The organism is Actinomycetospora sp. CA-084318, assembly GCF_050955885.1.
Classification (GTDB): Bacteria; Actinomycetota; Actinomycetes; order Mycobacteriales; family Pseudonocardiaceae; genus Actinomycetospora.
In genome coordinates, this window is sequence record NZ_CP192098.1 from 703,323 (window position 1) to 718,702 (window position 15,380).

Below are 15,380 nucleotides of genomic sequence, written 5' to 3' on the forward strand. Positions count from 1 at the left end.
CCATGAGCATCGGATCGTTCGCCGACGTCGAGCTCGGCACGCCCTCCGGGGACGGCGACTGGACCGCCGCCCTGCAGGAGGCCACCGGCAAGGACGCCGACGACCTGCTCTGGGAGACCCCCGAGGGCATCGGCGTCAAGCCGCTCTACACCGCGGCCGACACCGAGGGCCTCGACTTCCTGGAGACCCTGCCGGGACTTCCGCCGTTCCTGCGCGGGCCGTACCCGACGATGTACCGCACCCAGCCGTGGACGGTGCGCCAGTACGCCGGGTTCTCCACGGCCAAGGAGTCGAACGCGTTCTACCGGCGCAACCTCGCGGCCGGGCAGAAGGGCCTGTCGGTCGCCTTCGACCTGCCGACCCACCGCGGGTACGACTCGGACAACCCGCGGGTGTCCGGCGACGTCGGGATGGCCGGCGTGTCGATCGACTCGATCCTCGACATGCGGCAGCTCTTCGACGGCATCCCGCTGGACCGCATGTCGGTGTCGATGACCATGAACGGGGCCGTGCTCCCCGTGATGGCGCTCTACGTGGCCGCGGCCGAGGAGCAGGGCGTCGCGCCCGAGCAGCTCGCCGGGACCATCCAGAACGACATCCTCAAGGAGTTCATGGTCCGCAACACCTACATCTACCCGCCCAAGCCGTCGATGCAGATCATCTCGGACATCTTCGCGTTCACCTCGCAGAAGATGCCGAAGTTCAACTCGATCTCCATCTCCGGCTACCACATCCAGGAGGCCGGGGCCTCGGCCGACCTGGAGCTCGCGTACACCCTCGCCGACGGCGTGGAGTACCTGCGGGCCGGGCGGGACGCCGGGCTCGACGTCGACAAGTTCGCGCCGCGCCTGTCGTTCTTCTGGGGCATCGGCATGAACTACTTCATGGAGATCGCCAAGATGCGGGCCGCGCGCCTGCTCTGGGCGAAGCTCGTGAAGGGCTTCGGCGCGAAGAACGACAAGTCGCTCTCGCTGCGGACCCACTCGCAGACCTCTGGCTGGTCGTTGACCGCCCAGGACGTCTACAACAACGTCGTCCGCACCTGCATCGAGGCGATGGCCGCGACCCAGGGGCACACGCAGTCGCTGCACACCAACGCGCTCGACGAGGCGCTCGCGCTGCCCACCGACTTCTCCGCCCGCATCGCGCGGAACACCCAGCTGCTGCTGCAGCAGGAGTCGGGCACGACGCGGACCGTGGACCCCTGGGGCGGCTCGGCCTACGTCGAGCGGCTGACCCGGGAGCTCGCGGGCCGGGCGTGGGCGCACATCGACGAGGTCGAGAACACCGGCGGGATGGCGAAGGCCATCGACGAGGGCCTGCCGAAGATGCGGATCGAGGAGGCCGCGGCCCGCACCCAGGCGCGGATCGACTCGGGCCGCCAGGCGCTCGTCGGGGTCAACAAGTACCCGCTGCTCGGCGGCGAGGACGTGGAGGTCCTCAAGGTCGACAACGCCGACGTGCTGCGCCAGCAGGTCGCGCGGCTCTCCGAACTGCGGGACGGCCGGGACGCGGACGCCGTGGAGTCGGCGCTGAACGCGCTGACGAACGCGGCGCAGTCCGCCCAGGACGGTTCGCGCGGCTCGGAGCTCGACGGCAACCTGCTCAAGCTCGCGATCGACGCGGCCCGCGTGCACGCCTCGGTCGGCGAGATCTCCGACGCGCTGGAGAAGGTCTACGGCCGGCACCGCTCGGACGTCCGGACGATCTCCGGGGTCTACCGTGACGAGGTGGGCGAGAACTCCGCGGTCGAGCAGGCCCGGTCGGCGGCTGCGGCGTTCGAGGAGGCCGAGGGGCGCCGGCCCCGCATCCTCGTCGCGAAGATGGGCCAGGACGGCCACGACCGCGGGCAGAAGGTCATCGCCACCGCGTTCGCCGACCTCGGCTTCGACGTCGACGTGGGCCCGCTGTTCCAGACCCCCGAGGAGGTCGCGCGCCAGGCCGTCGAGGCCGACGTGCACGTCGTCGGGGTGTCGTCGCTCGCGGCCGGGCACCTCACGCTGGTCCCGGCGCTGCGCGACGCGCTGGCCGAGCTGGGCGCCTCGGAGATCCTCATCGTGGCCGGCGGCGTGATCCCGCCCGGCGACTACGACGAGCTCTACGCGGGCGGCGCGGCGGCCATCTTCGGGCCGGGCACCGTGATCGCCGAGGCGGCGCAGCAGCTGCTGGGCCAGCTGTCGGAGAAGCTGGGCCACGGCTGATCGCCCCCGCCGCCGCATCGTGAGGGGACCCCTCACGATGCTGGGGCGGGCGAATCCTCCCCTCACGGCGCGGGGCGCAGGTTCCGGGGTGCCCGGACCTGCGTGGGCGACCACTCGCGGCGGGCTCAGAGGCGGGCGGTGAGCAGCTCGACCAGAGCCATCGTGACGTCGGGGAACGTCTCGACGACGTCCCCACCCACCTTGTCGAGCAGACGTGGAGCGGTGCCGTCGAGGGCGACGACGAGCAGGTCCATGTCGGTGTCGCCGAGCACCAGCACGTCGTCGCGCCCCGGTGCCTCGCGCCAGACGCGGTTCATCTCCACCAGCCCCGGTTCGGACGCGCTGCCGTAGAGCACCAGCCCGTCGTGATCGAGCCCGTCGCCGTGCTGCAGGAACTCCGTGTACGCGTCGGGCAGGTCGGCGCCAAACTCTTCGGAGAGCGCTGCGCGCACCGCGGCGACGTCCCCCGGCCCGGCCGGCCCCCGCACGAGCTCGCCGTGCCGACGCTGGTCGGCGAGCACCCGGGCGAGGACCTCGCCGAGGGTCACGAGATCAGCGCGCGGATGTCGTCGGCGTCGAGCGTGGCCGCGAAGGCCGCCCCGTCGTCCATCACCCCGGCGGTGAGTTCCGCCTTCCGCTGCGCGAGCGCCCGGACCTTCTCCTCCACCGTGTCCTGGGCGATCAGCCGGTAGACCATCACCGTGCGGTCCTGGCCGATCCGGTGCGTCCGGTTGACCGCCTGGGCCTCGGTGGCGGGGTTCCACCACGGGTCGAGCAGGAAGCAGTAGTCGGCCTCGGTGAGGTTGAGCCCGAACCCGCCGGCCTTGAGGCTGATCAGGAACACGGGCGCGTCGCCGTCCTTGAACCCGGCGATCGCCGCGGCGCGGTCGCGGGTGGTGCCGTCGAGGTAGGCGTAGGCGATGCCGGCCGCCTCGAGCGCCTCCCGCACGTGGGCGAGGAACCCGGTGAACTGGCTGAACACCAGGGCGCGGTGGCCGCCTCCGATGACGTCGCCGAGCTGCTCGACGAGCAGGTCGATCTTGGCCGACCCACCCGCCCCGTCCTCGCCGATCAGGGCCGGGTGCAGGCTGAGCTGCCGCAGCTTGGTGATCGAGGCGAGGATGGCGATCCGGTTGTCGTCGACGTCGTCGAGCAACTGCAGGATGCGGGCCCGCTCGCGCTGCAGCACCCGCTGGTAGAGCCGCTGGTGCGCCGGGGCCAGCTCGACCGGGAGCACCTGCTCCTGCTTCGGCGGCAGATCCGGGGCGACCTGCTCCTTCGTCCGCCGCAGCATCAACGGCCGGATCCGCCGACGTAGGCGCGCGAGCAGTTCCGCGTCCCCCCGCTCGATCGGCTTCGCGAACGTCTCCCGGAACTGCTCGGAGTTCGGGAAGAGCCCCGGCGCGGTGATCGAGAGCAGCGACCACAGCTCCATCAGGTCGTTCTCCATCGGCGTGCCGGTGATCGCGATCTTCACCGGCGCGGGCACCCGCCGCGCGCAGGAGTAGACCTTGGAGCGCCGGTTCTTGAGGAACTGCGCCTCGTCGAACAGCACGGCCGACCAGCCGATCGCCTCGTGCGCCTCCACGTCGAGCCGGAACAGCGTGTACGAGGTGACGACGACGTCGGCGCCCGCGACCACCGATTCGAGGTCCTGCCCGCGTCGGCGCAGCGTGTCGGTCAGGGCGACCACCCGCAGCGCGGGCGTGAACCGGGCGGCCTCGGCGGTCCAGTTCGGCACGACGCTGGTGGGCGCGACGATCAGCACCGGCCCGGAGTCGGGCTCGGTCTCGCGGGCGTGCGCGATCAGAGCCAGGGCCTGCACGGTCTTGCCGAGTCCCATGTCGTCGGCGAGCACACCGCCGAGTCGGTGCCGCGCGAGGAAGGCCAGCCACTCGAAGCCGGCGCGCTGGTAGGGCCGCAGCTCCGCCCGCAGCGACGACGGCACCGGCGCGGGATCGAGGGAGCCGGCGGCGAGGAGCCCGCCGACCTGCTCCCGCCACGCGTCGGCCTCCCGGGCCACGACCCCGAGCCCGGCCAGCTCCTCCCACCACCCCGCCTGGTAGCGGCTGAGGCGCAGCGGCCCGCCGGGGCGCTCCTGCATCGCGCGGGCCTCCTCGATGAGGCGGCGCAGGGCGACCAGCTCGGGCTTCTCCAGCGAGAAGTACGCGCCGTCGGGCAGGAGGAGGTGCGACCGGCCCTTCGCCAGCGCCGTGAACACGTCGCTGAACGGGACCTCGCGGCCCTCGGCGCTGATCGTGATCCCGAGGTCGAACCAGTCGGTTACGGCGTCCGGCCCGCTCCCGGACGGTGTCGTCGAGACGCCGATCGTGAGCTCGTCGCCGACCTCGCGGTAGCGGGCCGGCTCCCCGCTCCGCTCGACCCGGAGCCCCGGGGTGTCCTCGAGGACGGGCAGCACCTCGGTGACGAAGGAGGCCGTCGCGAGCTTGATGAGCCGGTGCGGGTTCGGTCCGTCGACCGGCCGGACCCGGAACCTCCGCCAGTCGACCGGGAGGTCGGCCAGCCGGTCCAGCGTCGCCTGCTCCGCGGGCACGTCGCGGAACTCCTCGCCGGGCGCCGGCCGGTCGACGGCGGCCCGGACGTCGGTGCCGCCGACGTCGTAGGACCACTCCCACCGAAGGAACAGGGCGTGCTCGGCGCCGAAAGCGGCCTGCAGCACGAGCACCGGCGGGCCGATCCGCGGCGGCGTGAAGGCGCCGTCGGACGACGTCACGCCGCGGACCTCGGCGAGCCGGGAGGCGAACCGCGACCGGAAGCGGTCGACCGCCCCCGCCGGGACGGCGATGTCGGTGCCGTCGAGCGCGGCCCGCCAGACGGCCCGGCTGACGGGCGGATCGAGCCGCGCGAGGCTCAGCCGACACGACGCGGGCGCCAGGTTCTCGGCCGCCGAGACGGTGACGACGCCGTGCGCGGTGTCGCCGCCGAGGAAGGCGACGGCTCGGGCATCGGCGTCGGGCTCGCCGTCGAACCGCAGGACCGGGCGGATGGACAGCGAGCCGTCGTCGGGACCGGTCGTGACGTCGAGCTGCAGCGACGCGGGCCCGCGGCGGGACACGGGGCCCAGCTTGTGGCGCGACGGCAGCATCGCCACGCCGGCCTCGGCCGCCGCGTCGAGCAGGGTCCACAGGCGCGGGCTGGCGATCTCGGCGAGGTCGATGACCTTCTCGTCGGCTCCGTAGCCGTAGTAGCGGTAGGGCGAGAAGCCGGAGCCGGCCTGCGCCGCGTGGTGGAGGAGGTAGAGCTCGCGCACGACGGCGAGCTGGTCCGGCCGGTGCTCGACCTCGGCCGCGCCCTGCAGCATCCGGTTCCACTGCAGCCCGCCGTAGACCCAGCCCCGCGTCCCGGGGCGCATCAGCCGCGTCATGAGCCCGCCGGCCCCGTCGGGCGTCACCTCGATCGCGAGCGTGCCCGTCCCGGCGGTCGTCGGGACCGGCTCCGTCCCGAGCAGGGCGTCGAGCGCGAACTCCCACCCGGGCGTGCTCGGCGCGGCCGCTCTCGCGGGCACCGCGTGGAACGCCATCGCGGCCACGTGCTTGCACATCGACCCGACCGGACACGAGCACTCGCCGTCGACGAGCCGCGTCCGGCCCCGCGCGTCGGCGTCGAAGCGCACGATCGTCGAGTAGACCTGTCCCTCGCCGCCGCGGACCACGCCCCGCAGCTGCAGCGTGCCGCGATGCCACTCCGCGTACAGCACCGCGCCGTCCCGCGCGTACCGCCGCCCCCGCTCCGACACCACCGGGCCGAGCACCTCGGCCAGCTCCGCGGCGTCGAGCCCCTCGACCGTCACACGTTCCACCATGTGAGGCCCCCTCTCGATGTCTCGGGGCCGACGGTAGAGCGGGGGTCCGACAGTCTGACGCCGGCGGTGCTCGTCGGCGCCGGCGTGCTTGCATCGCAGGCGTTTCGCTCCGACGATCGTCTGGTGGAGACCGAGCGAACCGATGGCGATGACCCGGCTCCCGGGAGAGTGGGAATGACCCGCGACGAACTCCTGCGAGTGCTCCGGGACACGCGGGCCGACCATGGGTTGGCCGAGGACGTCCGCAGGCTCGCGCGCGACACGATGAACGAGCTCGGTCCGATCCGCTGACGCCGCGATCACCGTCGCCGAGGAGCGACGACGCTCTAGGATCGGCTCCCATGTCGCCGACGGACTCTGGCCAGGCACCGTGACCGACCTCGATCTGGAGAAGTACGTCGAGGGCGTCCGTTCGGGCTCCCGGCTCTGGATCGGGCGGGCGATCACGCTCGTCGAGTCGACGCGCGCCGACCACCGCGACGCGGCCCAGGAGCTGCTCGTCGAGCTCCTGCCGCAGGCGGGCGGGGCGAGGCGGATCGGGATCTCGGGCGTGCCCGGCGTCGGGAAGTCGACCTTCATCGGCGCGCTGGGTTCGCAGCTGACCGCAGCCGGCAGCAAGGTCGCCGTCCTCGCGGTCGACCCCAGCTCCACCCGCTCCGGCGGGTCGATCCTCGGCGACAAGACGCGCATGGACGCGCTCGCGACCGACGACCACGCCTTCATTCGGCCGTCCCCGACGGCGGGCACGCTCGGCGGGGTCGCGAAGGCGACCCGCGAGACGATGGTCGTGATGGAGGCGGCGGGTTACGACGTCGTCATCGTGGAGACCGTCGGCGTCGGGCAGTCCGAGACGGCGGTCGCCGAGATGGTCGACTCGTTCCTCTTCCTCACCCTGGCCCGCACCGGTGACTCGCTGCAGGGCATCAAGCGCGGCATCCTCGAGATCGCCGATGTCATCGCGGTGAACAAGGCCGACGGCCCGCACGCCCGCGACGCGAAGCGCGCCGCCCGCGAGCTGGAGTCGGCGCTGAAGATGCTGCGCGGCGAGCGCGACCCGTGGACGGTGCCGGTGCTGACCTGCTCCTCCCAGGAGCGGACGGGCCTCGACGACGTCTGGTCGGCGTTGGTCGGGCACCAGGAGTTCCTCGACGAGCGCGGCGAGTTCGCCGCGAAACGGGCCCGCCAGCAGGTCGACTGGACCTGGCAGATGGTCCGCGAGCGCCTCCTGAGCCGGCTCAAGGACCACCCGCAGGTCAAGGAGATGCGCTCCGAGCTGGAGCGGGAGGTCCTCGACGGCGAGCTCACCCCCGCCCTCGCGGCGGACCGGATCCTCGAGGCGTTCGGCTCCTGACGACGGGTGGGTAGCCGCGAGGCTCGCGGCCGCCCACCCCGGTCGCGTCGAGGAGGGACGTCGACATGACCGACGTGTCCAGCAAGGGACCGGAGCCGGGCGACGACCGCGCGGTGCTGACCAACCGACAGGGCCACCCGGTCTACGACAACCAGAACCAGCGCACGGTCGGCGCCCGCGGGCCCGCGACGCTGGAGAACTACCAGTTCCTCGAGAAGATCAGCCACTTCGACCGGGAGCGGATCCCGGAGCGCGTCGTGCACGCCCGCGGGGCGCTGTCCTACGGGTACTTCGAGTCGTACGGCACCTGGGGCGACGAGCCGATCAGCCGCTACACCCGCGCGAAGCTCTTCGCCGAGCAGGGCAAGCGCACCGACGTGGCCGTCCGATTCTCCACCGTGATCGGTGGCCGCGACTCCGCCGAGACCGCCCGCGACCCCCGCGGGTTCGCGGTGAAGTTCTACACCGAGGACGGCAACTGGGACCTCGTCGGCAACAACCTGGCGGTGTTCTTCATCCGGGACGCCATCAAGTTCCCCGACGTCATCCACGCCCTCAAGCCGGACCCCGTGACGTTCCGGCAGGAGCCGAACCGGATCTTCGACTTCATGTCGCAGACGCCGGAGAGCATGCACATGCTCATGAACCTGTTCAGCCCGCGGGGCATCCCCGCGGACTACCGCCACATGCAGGGGTTCGGCGTGAACACCTACAAGTGGCTCAACGAGCAGGGCGAGTCGGTGCTGGTCAAGTACCACTGGCTCCCGTCCCAGGGCGTCCGGTCGATGACCGAGGCGGACGCGGCCAACATCCAGGCGACCGAGCTCGGGCACGCCACGCGCGACCTGTACGAGGCCATCGAGAACGGCGAGTTCCCCGAGTGGGAGCTGCGCGTGCAGATGATGTCCGACGGTGAGCACCCGGAGCTGGACTTCGACCCGCTCGACGACACGAAGACCTGGCCGGAGAACCGGTTCCCGGCCAAGCCGGTCGGCCGGATGGTGCTCGACCGCAACGTCGTCAACCAGTTCGCCGAGAACGAGCAGATCGCGTTCGGGACCGGCGTGCTCGTCGACGGCCTCGACTTCTCCGACGACAAGATGCTGATCGGCCGCACGTTCTCCTACTCCGACACCCAGCGCTACCGGGTCGGGCCGAATTACCTGCAGCTGCCGGTCAACCAGGCGCAGGCGCCGGTCGCGACGAACCAGCGCGACGGTCAGATGGAGTACACCGTCGACCACGGCGAAGGCACCAACCCGCACGTGAACTACGAGCCCTCGATCCACGGCGGGCTGCGCGAGGCGCAGTACCCGCACCACGACGAGCAGGGCCCGGAGATCCACGGCCGGCTGACCCGCAAGCGCATCCCGCTCACGCAGGACTACCTGCAGGCGGGCCAGCGCTACCTGCTGCTCGACGACTGGGAGCGCGACGACCTCGTCGGGAACTTCATCACGCTGCTCGGCCAGTGCGAGCGTGACGTGCAGGAGCGGATGGTCTGGCACTTCTTCCTCGTCGAGGACGAGCTGGGGGAGCGGGTCGGCGAGGGACTCGGGATCAAGGCCTCCGACGTCTCGCACCTGGAGCCGCTGGCGAGCCAGACGCTGTCGTCGGAGGACGAGCAGCGTCGCGCGAACCTCGGCAACAACGGCCGCCGGAGCGTCGAGGGGCTCACGATGACCCACTGCGTTCCCGACGAGCGGCTCGTCACGACCCGCTGAACCGGCCCGCCCGCCGCCGTCAGGCCGCCCGACGTGACCGGAGCACGTCGAGCATGGCGGCGGTGGCGGGCGCCGGGTTCGGCAGCGTCAGCGCCTCGATGCGCCGCACCACCCGCGGTCGCAGCCGGCGCAGCACGACCCGGCGTCCCATCTGGTGGACGGCGAGGTCGGGCACGAGGGCCACGCCCACGCCCGACTCCACGAGCCCACTGACCATCGGGAAGTCGTCGGAGTCGAACGCGATGTTGGGGGTGTAGCCCGCCGTCGCGCACATGTCGACGAGCTGCTCGCGGCACAGGCTGCCCGCGTCGCGGATCCACGCGGCGTCGCGCAGCGCGGCGACGTCGACCTCGTCGGTGGGCGTCACCGTGTCCCCGATCGCGGGGTGCCCGGCGGGCAGGGCGACGTTCACGGCGTCGTCGAACAGGAACGTCGACGTCAGCCCGTCCGCCTCGAGCGCCGGGCCGGGCACGTAGTCGAAGGTGATGGCGAGGTCGAGGTCGCCGTCGCGCAGCCGGTCGGGGCACTCGTCGGGCTCGGCGAGCTCGAGCGAGAGCCGGACGGCGGGGTGGCGGCGCCGGAACTCCCCGATCGCGCCGGGCAGCAGGCGGGCCCCGGCGCTCGCGAACGACGCCAGGCGCAACCGCCCCGCCCGCAGGGCGGTGAGGTCGGCCACCTCCTCGGCGGCCCGCGCGAGGCGCCCGGCGACGACCTCCGCGTGCTCGACGAGGAGTGCGCCGGCCTCGGTGGGCAGGACCCCGCGCGCGTGCCGCACGAGCAGGGGCGTCGCCGTCTCCCGCTCCAGGGCCGCGACCTGCTGCGACACCGCGGACGGCGTGTAGCCCAGCTCGGCGGCCGCCGCCGTCATCGACCCGGCCCGCACCACCGCGCGCAGGGTGAGCAGGCGCCGCGGGTCGAGCATGCAGCAGAGCTTAAGCCCGCCCCGCGAAGTCGTCGCTTCTCAGAACGACCGCTCGCTCGGAGCATGGTCGGTGTGAAGCGGTGGAGCGGATTCGCCCGGTTCTGGGCGGAGCAGAGGGAGATGTCGGAGCGCCTCAGCCTCATGGAGCGCCCGTGGGAGGAGCGGTTCCTCCACTGGGCGTGGGAGGACGGCGAGATCGTGCTGCACGGCGAGCTCCTGCCGTCGCGCCGGCGCCGGATGTCCACGACGCGCGGGGGCTGGTGCCGACGCGCGGCGGGCCGTCCGCTGCCGCACCCGCCGCGCTGACGAAGCCGTCTTTCCTGTCACTGGGCGCAAGCAGTGACGCATTGCTGGCATCGGGAGGTGCTCAGCCCGCGAACGGATCGTGCTCCGCGAGCAGCTTGTCCAGGCGGGCCTGGTCGACGCGGCTCAGGATCGTGCCCTCCTCGTGGCGGTCGCGGACGACCTTCGCGAGCGTGAAGGCCGACGTCACGCACCACAGCAGGCCGACGGCGAGGAAGCCGCGGACCCAGCCGTCGACGGGCAGGTAGACGAGGCCGACGCCGAGCGCGAGCAGCGAGGCGCCGAAGGACAGGGCGGCCTGGGCGGCGAAGGCGGCGGTGACGGGACGTGCCGGAGCGGTAGCCATGCCTGCAGACCGTGCCGCGCGACCCGGCGTCAGGAATCCGTGGTGCTACTCAGCCCGGCGAGCAGGGCGACGAACGGGAGCCGGCACTCCGCCCGGATGCGCTCCTGGTCCTCCGCGGGCGTCCGCGTGAGCAGCTGGCCGGCCGCGCCGAGCATGCCGAACGTGATGCCGGGCAGGGCCTCGCCGGTGTGCGGCGGGATGCGTCCGGCGTCGGCGAGGGCGGTCAGCATGTCCGCGAGCAGGGCGTACGAGTACTTCTCCTCGTAGCGCCGCCACGCCTCCCAGCCGAGCGCGAGCGGCGCCTCGCGGAAGACGAGCGCGCCGTAGATCGGCTCGGAGCAGGCCAGCAGGAACTGGTCGAGCGCGGCGAGCACGCCCGCGGTCGGGTCGGGTTCCGCGACGAACGCGGCGCGGGCGCGGTCGTTCTCCTGCTGCTCGACCTCGTCGAAGAGCACCTCGAACAGGCCGGTCTTGCTCGAGAAGTGGTGGTAGATCGCGCCCTTGGTCACCCGCGCGTCGGCCGCGACGTCGTCGAGCGACGTCCGCGCGAACCCGCGCTCGACGAACAGCCGGGCCGCCGCGTCGAGCAGGGCGCGGCGGGTCGCCTCGGTGTACTCCCCGCGACGACTCTTGACCTCGGCCACGACGTCGGAGCATAGTCGGCGTCGGTCACATACCCTGAGTATGTTCCCGACGACGGGTCGGTGAGAGGTGGTCGGTATGGTCGCGTTCCTGGTCGACGGTGCCCGGTCCCGGGTGCCCTCCACACCCGCGCTCGCGGTGCGCTGGGCACTCACCCACGGGTTGCTGCGGCGCGCGCTCGCCGCCCGCGAGCGCTCCGGCAACACCGACGCCCGGCTGCTGCGCGATCCCGCGCTGCAGGCCGAGCCCTGGGAGCACTACCGCGAGCTGCTCCGCCACCGTCCGTTCGCGCAGGGTCCGATGGGCCGCCTGACCGCCCACCACGACATCACGACCGCGGTGCTGCGCAGCGACGACTTCGGGGTCGCCGACCGCGACGAGGTCTTCCCCGCGCCGGTCCGCGCCGGCATGCGCCTCATCGGGCCGCGCCGGTACGCGAGCGTGGACGACGCCCCCTCGATGCTCGCCGTCGACCCGCCCGACCACGCCCGCTACCGGCGCCTGGTCAGCCGCGCCTTCACCGCCAAGGCGGTCGCCGCGCTGCGCACCCGGACCGAGGAGATCACCGCCGAGCTGCTCGACGACCTCGAGCCGGACCTGCGCCGCGGCCGGGTCGACCTCGTCCCCCGGTTCTCCGCCCAGGTCCCGCTCACGGTCATCGCGGAGATGCTCGGGGTGCCGCCGGAGACGCGCGCGGACCTCCTGGGGTGGGGCGACGGCGCGGCCGCGGCCCTCGACTTCGGGGTGCCGTGGTCGCGCTTCGCGACGACCGAGCGCTCGCTCGCGGCGTTCGACGGCTGGCTGCGCGACCACCTGCGCGCGCTGCGCTCGAACCCGGGCGACGACCTGCTCTCCCGCCTCGTCCAGGTCGCTGACGACGACGGCTCGGGGCTGACCGAGCAGGAGCTCGTCGCCACCTCGATGCTCATCCTCGCCGCCGGGTTCGAGACGACGGTCAACCTCATCTCCAACGGGGCGCAACGGCTCTTCGAACACCCCGACCAGCGGGCCCTGCTCGCGGAGCGGCCCGACCTGTGGTCGAACGCGGTCGACGAGGTCCTGCGCCACGACTCCCCGGTGCAGCGCACCGCCCGGCTCGCCCGCCGGGACACGGAGGTCGAGGGCGTGCCGGTCCGCCGCGGCGAGATCGTCGTGACGGTGCTCGGCGCGGCCAACCGCGACCCCGCGGTCTTCACCGACCCGGACCGCTTCGACGTGGCCCGGGCCAACGCGAAGGACCACGTCGCCTTCTCCAGCGGTATCCACTACTGCCTCGGAGCGGCGCTGGCACGGATGGAGGGCGAGGTGGCGCTGCGCGAGCTGTTCACCCGCTTCCCCGACCTGGCGCCCGCGGGCACCCCGACCCGCCGTCCCACGTTCATCCTGCGGGGCTGGAAGAGCCTCCCCGTGCACAGCTGACGCACAGGAACCACCCAGCCGGGGCGAACCGGGCGGTGCCACAGTGGGCACCATGAACGCAGCAGTGCGCGCCGAGCTCCGGCGGCCCGACGGCAGCCCGGTCCGTGCCCTCGTCGTCGACGACGAGCCGACGCTCGCCGACCTGCTGTCCATGGCCCTGCGCTACGAGGGCTGGGACGTGCGCAGCGCCGGCGACGGGCTGGGCGCGGTGACCTCGGGGCGGGAGTTCCGCCCCGACGTCGTCGTCCTCGACGTCATGCTGCCCGACATCGACGGCTTCGAGGTGCTGCGCCGGCTGCGGGCCGACAACCCCGACGTGCCGGTCCTGTTCCTCACCGCCCGCGACGCGGTGGAGGACCGGGTCGCCGGGATCACCGCGGGCGGCGACGACTACGTGACGAAGCCGTTCAGCCTGGAGGAGGTCGTCGCGCGGCTGCGCGGGCTGTTGCGTCGCGCCGCCGTCGCGACCGCCGTCCGGGGCGACGCGGGCCTCGTCGTCGGGGACCTGACCCTCGACGAGGACTCGCACGAGGTGTTCCGCGGCGGCGACCAGATCGACCTGACGGCCACCGAGTTCGAACTGCTGCGCTTCCTCATGCGCAACCCGCGCCGCGTCCTGTCGAAGGCGCAGATCCTCGACCGGGTGTGGAACTACGACTTCGGCGGCCAGTCCAACATCGTCGAGCTCTACATCTCCTACCTGCGCAAGAAGATCGACGCGGGCCGCACACCGATGATCCACACGGTGCGCGGGGCCGGGTACGTCCTCAAGCCCGCGGGGTGACGTCGGTGCGGTTCATGCGGTCCCTGCAGGCGCGGATCGTCCTGACGACGATGGTGCTGCTGTTCGTCGTGTGCGCGGTCGTCGGGGTCGGCGCCGCGCTGTCCCTGCGGCACTACCTGACCCAGCAGCTCGACCAGGAGGTCATCCGCACCCTCGGCTTCGTCGCGAACCCGCTCGGGAACGGCGACGGGCGCCGCCCGCCACCGCCGGACGCCGGGGGTGGGTTCGGGGGCGGCGACTCGCCGACCAGCCGCATCGAGATCCGCAGCGTGGACGGGCGGGTGGTGTCCGCGATCGCGCTCGGCGGCTTCCGCGGCGTCGACCAGCCGATCGCCCTGGCGGACGTCGACCCGGTCCTCGCGGTGACGCCGAGCGGGAGCGGCGATCCGAGCGACGAGGCCGACCGACCACGGGTCGAGACGATCGACCTGCCCGCGCTGGCCTCGTCGTACCGGCTCTCGGCCCGCCAGGCCGACGACGGGTCGGTGGTGTACTTCGGCATCTCGACCGGTCGCATGGACGACACGGTGGGCAGCCTCGCGATCTACGAGACGATCATCTTCGGCGGCGGGGTGCTCGTCGCCGGCGTCGTCGCCGCGTTCGCCACCCGGGCGACCCTGCGACCGCTGCACCGGGTCTCCGCCACCGCCCGCCGGGTCTCGGAGCTGCCGCTCGAGCGTGGCGAGGTGCAGCTCGAGGACCGCGTCCCGGCCGCGGACGCCGACCCGCGCACGGAGGTCGGGCAGGTCGGGGCGGCGTTCAACCGGATGCTGGAGCACGTCGCGCGCTCGCTCGCCGCGCGGCAGGAGTCCGAGACGCGGGTGCGGCAGTTCGTCGCCGACGCCTCGCACGAGCTCCGCACGCCGCTGGCCGCGATCCGCGGCTACTCCGAGCTCGCCCGGCGGCGGATGGGGGCGGGCGGGACGGGCTCCGACGAGCTGCCCGACGAGGTCGGGGCGATGCTCGAGCGGGTCGGCTCGCAGACCGAGCGGATGACGCTGCTCGTCGAGGACCTGCTGCTGCTCGCCCGGCTCGACGCCGGACGCCCGCTCGCGCGGGAACCGGTCGACCTCGCCCGCGTCGTGCTGGACGCCGTCAGCGACGCCCACGCCGCGTCCCCCGAGCACCACTGGGCCCTGGAGCTCCCGGACGACGTCGACGAGGAGCCCGCGGAGATCACGGTCATCGGCGACCCGGAGCGGCTGCACCAGGTCGTGGCGAACCTGCTCGCCAACGCCCGCACCCACACCCCCGGCGGGACGAACGTCGTCGTCGAGCTCGCCCGTGCCGGCGACGAGGTGCGACTGGTCGTGCGCGACGACGGGCCGGGCATCGCCCCCGACCTGCTGCCCCACGTCCTGGAGCGCTTCGCGCGCGGGGACGCCGGCCGGGCCCGGACGACCGGCTCGACGGGGCTGGGTCTCTCCATCGTCTCGGCGGTGGTCACCGAGCACGGCGGCATCGTCGCGGTGACCAGCGTGCCCGGCGACACCCGCACCACCGTGGTGCTGCCGGCCGCCCCGGTGCGCGCGGAGCTGGCGCTGCGCTAGGGGTCGAGCCGGGCGAGGAGCCGGTCGAGCTTGGCCTCGACGCGGTCGAGGCGGTCGCCGAGCTCGGTCAGCGTGCGGAAGGCGGTCGCGTCGGTGTTGAGCACCGCGTCGAGGCCGGACATCCGCACCGGCGACCCCGGCACCCGGGAGGCGTGGCGCTCGGGCTCGAGCACGGCGCAGTAGAGCTCGTTCACCCGGTAGTCCAGGAACGAGAGGATGTCGCCGACCGACACCGCGTTCCCGTACTGGCTGCGGACCCGGTCGCGCAGGCTGAGGTCGTCATCCATGACGGTGACCCTATGTCCGATTCGTACT

General features: G+C 72.9%; 14 protein-coding genes. 8 read left to right on the top strand and 6 right to left on the bottom strand.

What is annotated here, in order from left to right; genetic code table 11:
- Positions 1 to 2: 2 nt before the first annotated feature.
- On the top strand, positions 3 to 2,201 hold the full coding sequence (scpA, locus tag ACQPYX_RS03465; protein ID WP_433801529.1) for a methylmalonyl-CoA mutase: 2,199 nt from the start codon (positions 3 to 5) through the stop codon (positions 2,199 to 2,201).
- 125 nt (positions 2,202 to 2,326) lie between these two features.
- Here scpA and ACQPYX_RS03470 read toward each other — a convergent pair whose 3' ends face one another.
- Positions 2,327 to 2,749 carry a YrhA family protein gene (locus ACQPYX_RS03470; RefSeq protein WP_433801530.1) on the bottom strand — a complete coding sequence of 141 codons (423 nt, stop codon included), beginning with the start codon at positions 2,747 to 2,749 and terminating at the stop codon, positions 2,327 to 2,329.
- Positions 2,746 to 6,012: an SNF2-related protein gene (locus ACQPYX_RS03475; protein WP_433801532.1), complete on the bottom strand. Its 3,267-nt coding sequence runs from the start codon at positions 6,010 to 6,012 to the stop codon at positions 2,746 to 2,748. Before ACQPYX_RS03475 ends, ACQPYX_RS03470 begins: the two co-directional genes overlap by 4 nt.
- Positions 6,013 to 6,090: 78 nt before the next feature.
- On the opposite strand from ACQPYX_RS03475, the gene ACQPYX_RS03480 reads away from it, so the two are divergent.
- The 3 genes from ACQPYX_RS03480 (at position 6,091) to ACQPYX_RS03490 (ending at position 9,099) form a co-directional block, all read left to right on the top strand.
- Positions 6,091 to 6,315, top strand: coding sequence for a hypothetical protein (locus ACQPYX_RS03480; RefSeq protein ID WP_433801534.1), 225 nt, complete (start codon positions 6,091 to 6,093; stop codon positions 6,313 to 6,315).
- A gap of 79 nt (positions 6,316 to 6,394) precedes the next feature.
- Positions 6,395 to 7,375: a methylmalonyl Co-A mutase-associated GTPase MeaB gene (gene meaB / locus ACQPYX_RS03485; protein WP_433801535.1), complete on the top strand. Its 981-nt coding sequence runs from the start codon at positions 6,395 to 6,397 to the stop codon at positions 7,373 to 7,375.
- 65 nt (positions 7,376 to 7,440) lie between these two features.
- On the top strand, positions 7,441 to 9,099 hold the full coding sequence (locus tag ACQPYX_RS03490) for a catalase (RefSeq protein WP_433801537.1): 1,659 nt from the start codon (positions 7,441 to 7,443) through the stop codon (positions 9,097 to 9,099).
- A gap of 19 nt (positions 9,100 to 9,118) precedes the next feature.
- Here the strand turns inward: ACQPYX_RS03490 and ACQPYX_RS03495 are convergent, their stop codons facing one another.
- Positions 9,119 to 10,021, bottom strand: a complete 903-nt coding sequence (locus ACQPYX_RS03495; RefSeq protein WP_433801538.1) for a LysR family transcriptional regulator — start codon at positions 10,019 to 10,021, stop codon at positions 9,119 to 9,121.
- 120 nt (positions 10,022 to 10,141) lie between these two features.
- On the opposite strand from ACQPYX_RS03495, the gene ACQPYX_RS03500 reads away from it, so the two are divergent.
- On the top strand, positions 10,142 to 10,327 hold the full coding sequence (locus ACQPYX_RS03500; RefSeq protein ID WP_433801539.1) for a hypothetical protein: 186 nt from the start codon (positions 10,142 to 10,144) through the stop codon (positions 10,325 to 10,327).
- 61 nt (positions 10,328 to 10,388) lie between these two features.
- Here ACQPYX_RS03500 and ACQPYX_RS03505 read toward each other — a convergent pair whose 3' ends face one another.
- Together ACQPYX_RS03505 and ACQPYX_RS03510 are read right to left on the bottom strand one after the other, a co-directional pair.
- Positions 10,389 to 10,670 (bottom strand): YiaA/YiaB family inner membrane protein, encoded by a 282-nt coding sequence (locus ACQPYX_RS03505; RefSeq protein ID WP_433801541.1) that lies wholly within the window; start codon positions 10,668 to 10,670, stop codon positions 10,389 to 10,391.
- Positions 10,671 to 10,699: 29 nt separating this feature from the next.
- On the bottom strand, positions 10,700 to 11,314 hold the full coding sequence (locus tag ACQPYX_RS03510) for a TetR/AcrR family transcriptional regulator (protein WP_433801542.1): 615 nt from the start codon (positions 11,312 to 11,314) through the stop codon (positions 10,700 to 10,702).
- Positions 11,315 to 11,390: 76 nt separating this feature from the next.
- Here ACQPYX_RS03510 and ACQPYX_RS03515 point away from each other — a divergent pair, with 76 nt between their 5' ends.
- From ACQPYX_RS03515 to ACQPYX_RS03525, 3 genes are read left to right on the top strand one after another with little or no spacing between them, the layout of a single operon-like run.
- Positions 11,391 to 12,731: a cytochrome P450 gene (locus ACQPYX_RS03515; protein ID WP_433801544.1), complete on the top strand. Its 1,341-nt coding sequence runs from the start codon at positions 11,391 to 11,393 to the stop codon at positions 12,729 to 12,731.
- A gap of 52 nt (positions 12,732 to 12,783) precedes the next feature.
- On the top strand, positions 12,784 to 13,515 hold the full coding sequence (locus ACQPYX_RS03520) for a response regulator transcription factor (RefSeq protein ID WP_230754681.1): 732 nt from the start codon (positions 12,784 to 12,786) through the stop codon (positions 13,513 to 13,515).
- Between the two features lie 14 nt (positions 13,516 to 13,529).
- The gene (locus ACQPYX_RS03525) at positions 13,530 to 15,065 is read left to right on the top strand and encodes a sensor histidine kinase (RefSeq protein WP_433803659.1); all 1,536 of its coding nucleotides are present in this window, start codon (positions 13,530 to 13,532) and stop codon (positions 15,063 to 15,065) included.
- Here the strand turns inward: ACQPYX_RS03525 and ACQPYX_RS03530 are convergent.
- Positions 15,062 to 15,352: a hypothetical protein gene (locus ACQPYX_RS03530; RefSeq protein ID WP_433801546.1), complete on the bottom strand. Its 291-nt coding sequence runs from the start codon at positions 15,350 to 15,352 to the stop codon at positions 15,062 to 15,064. The genes ACQPYX_RS03525 and ACQPYX_RS03530 overlap by 4 nt on opposite strands.
- Positions 15,353 to 15,380: the final 28 nt, after the last annotated feature.